The 2,056-nt window shown below is 71.8% G+C and carries 2 protein-coding genes; both read right to left on the bottom strand.

Annotated features, from left to right (window positions below; genetic code table 11):
* Positions 1–108, bottom strand: a 108-nt coding sequence (locus tag SACHA_RS24435; RefSeq protein ID WP_198010128.1) for a glycerate kinase, incomplete at its 3' end; no start/stop codon positions are given.
* Positions 109–153: 45 nt separating this feature from the next.
* On the bottom strand, positions 154–1,929 hold the full coding sequence (gcl, locus tag SACHA_RS0109735; protein ID WP_019809280.1) for a glyoxylate carboligase: 1,776 nt from the start codon (positions 1,927–1,929) through the stop codon (positions 154–156).
* Positions 1,930–2,056 lie beyond the last annotated feature (127 nt).

The raw sequence follows: 2,056 nt of genomic DNA, 5'->3' as shown, positions 1-2,056 counted from the left end.
CCGCGCGTGCGGCAGGACCCGCCGCAGGCCCGTGCCGACCGCGTCGGCCACCTCGGCGGCGGTGGCCGATCCTTTGAACTTGTCGGGCGCGACGAGCACGGTGGGCATGGCGGGTCCGTTCCTTTCCGGCGCGGTGCGGTGGAGCTGGTGCGGTCAGTCGGCGAGCGCGATCGCCGTGGGGGCGTGATCGGGATGTTCGGCGAGGTCCTCGAACTCGACCACGTTGTCGATCTCGGTGCCCATGGACACGTTGGTGACGCGCTCCAGGATCACCTCGACGACCACGGGCACGCGGTGTTCGGCCATCAGTGTCCGCGCCTTCTCGAACGCGGGCAGGATGTCGTCCGGCTCGAACACCCGGATCGCCTTGCAGCCCAGGCCCTCGACGGTCTTGACGTGGTCGACGCCGTAGCCGCCGAGTTCGGGGGAGTTGATGTTGTCGAACGACAGTTGCACGCAGTAGTCCATGTCGAACCCGCGCTGGGCCTGCCGGATCAGCCCCAGGTAGGAGTTGTTCACCAGCACGTGCAGGTACGGGATGCGGAACTGCGCGCCCGCCGCCAGTTCCTCGACGAGGAACTGGAAGTCGTAGTCGCCGGACAGGGCGACCACGGTGGCGTCCGGCTCGGCCGTGGCCACCCCGAGTGCCGCGGGCACCGTCCATCCGAGCGGGCCGGCCTGGCCGGCGTTGATCCAGTGCCGGGGCCGGTGGACGTGCAGCAGCTGCGCGGCCTGGATCTGGGACAGGCCGATCGTGCTGACGTAGCGCACGTCCGGACCGAAGGCGCGGTTGCACTCCTCGTAGACCCGCTGGGGTTTGACCGGCACGGTGTCGAAGTGAGTCCGGCGGAGCATGGTCCGTCGACGCTGTCGGCACCCGCGCACCCAGTCGGTCCGGTCCGGCAGCCGCCCGTCCCGCTTCCGTTCGCGGGCCACCTCGACGAACCGCTCCAGCGCGGCGCCCGCGTCGGAGACGATGCCGTAGTCGGGGGCGAACACCCGGCCGATCTGCGTCGGTTCGACGTCGACGTGCACGAACGTACGGCCGGCGGTGTAGGTGTCGAGCCCGCCGGTGTGCCGGTTGGCCCACCGGTTGCCGATGCCGAGCACGAAGTCGCTCGCCAGCAGGGTGGCGTTGCCGTAGCGGTGCGAGGTCTGCAGTCCGACCATGCCCGCGGTCAGCGGGTGGTCGTCCGGGATCGCGCCCCACGCCATCAGCGTGGGCACCACGGGCACGTCGACCAGCTCGGCGAACTCGACCAGCGTGTCGGCGGCGTCGGCGTTGACCACCCCACCCCCGGCCACGATCAGCGGGCGCTCCGCCTCGCACAGCATCGTCAGTGCCCGTTCGGCCTGCGCCCGGCTCGCCGCCGGGGTCGCCACCGGCAGCGGTTCGTAGGTGTCCGGGTCGAACTCGATCTCGGCCTGCTGCACGTCGAGCGGCAGGTCGATCAGCACCGGCCCCGGGCGGCCCTGGCGCATGAGCTGGAACGCCTTCTGGAAGGCGCCCGGCACCTGGGCGGCCTCCAGGACGGTGACCGCCCACTTCGCCACCGGTGCGGCGACCGAGGAGATGTCGACGGCCTGGAAGTCCTCCTTGTGCAGTTTGTCGACCGGGGCCTGCCCGGTGAGGCACAGGATCGGGATCGAGTCGGCCGACGCCGAGTACAGCCCGGTGATCATGTCGGTGCCCGCCGGGCCGGAGGTGCCCACGCACACGCCGATGTTGCCCGGCGCGGCCCGGGTGTAGCCCTCGGCCATGTGGGAGGCGCCCTCGACGTGGCGGGCCAGCACGTGCCGGATCCCACCGTGTGCCCGCATCGCGCTGTAGAACGGGTTGATCGCGGCGCCCGGCAGCCCGAAGGTCTGCGTCGCCCCCTCCTTCTCCAGGATGAGGACCGCGGCGTCGACGGCTCGCATGCGTGCCATGTGTACCCTCCGTCTCTGGCGGCGGGGGCCCACCGGCCCCCGCGGGTGGTCATCTGTCGGTGCGGCCGCTGAGCCGCTCGACGCCGCGCAGCAGGCCCGAGTGGTCGAGCCCGCCGTCGCCCGCGGC

The sequence above is a fragment of the Saccharomonospora halophila 8 genome, assembly GCF_000383775.1.
In the GTDB taxonomy this organism is placed as follows: Bacteria; Actinomycetota; Actinomycetes; order Mycobacteriales; family Pseudonocardiaceae; genus Saccharomonospora; species Saccharomonospora halophila.
The sequence above is the reverse complement of the archived record's forward strand: the minus strand, read 5'-3'. Positions and strand labels throughout refer to the sequence as shown.

Coding starts and splice junctions, on each gene's coding strand:
- gcl (WP_019809280.1), bottom strand. CDS start 1,929: ATGGCACGCATGCGAGCCGTCGACGCCGCGGTCCTCATCCTGGAGAAG.